The following is a 504-nucleotide window of genomic DNA, read 5'->3' on the forward strand; positions in this document are numbered from 1 at the left end:
AAGGGCCCGCGCCGCCTGCTCCAAGGCGCAAAACCCATGCATTCCGGCAAGCTGGGCGGCTTCGCCGAGGAACCGCACCGCAGCCGCCGGGCTGCCGGAGGCGCGATGCAGCCGGCCCCGTTCCAAGGCGAGCCGAACGCGGACAATAGCGCCGCCGTCGGGCTTGTCTGCGGTGTCAAACTTATCCGGGTCGATGCCGTCAAGGACGGCGCAGGCTTCCGCGAATCGTCCTTGCAGCCCCAGCACCCGCGCGATCTGCGTGGCCAGCTCCGCCCGGTCCGCCGGAAGCATGAAGCGGTTCGTGTCGGCGCCCCGCAGCCGCTGCTCGGTGGACTTCGGGTCGGCCGCGTCCCACAACTCGTCGAGGAATTCCTGCCTCAGCATCTACGCGTCGCCCCGCGCCAGCCGTGCCCAGCCCAGCGACTCGCGGTCCTTCCGCGGCAGGGACGCCACCACCAAGTCGTAGGAGTCCTCCACCATGTCGCGGATCATCCCGTCGGGAAG

Annotated in this window: 2 pseudogenes; both read right to left on the reverse strand. The window is 70.0% G+C overall.

Features of this window, described 5'->3' with window-relative positions:
- Window positions 1-384 (reverse strand): annotated as a pseudogene (locus AC5RVV_RS17985) (hypothetical protein); the annotation flags it as partial.
- Window positions 385-504 (reverse strand): annotated as a pseudogene (locus AC5RVV_RS17990) (MmcQ/YjbR family DNA-binding protein); the annotation flags it as partial. It lies immediately after the preceding pseudogene.

It is taken from the genome of Arthrobacter sp. MDT2-34-1 (genome assembly GCF_059091365.1).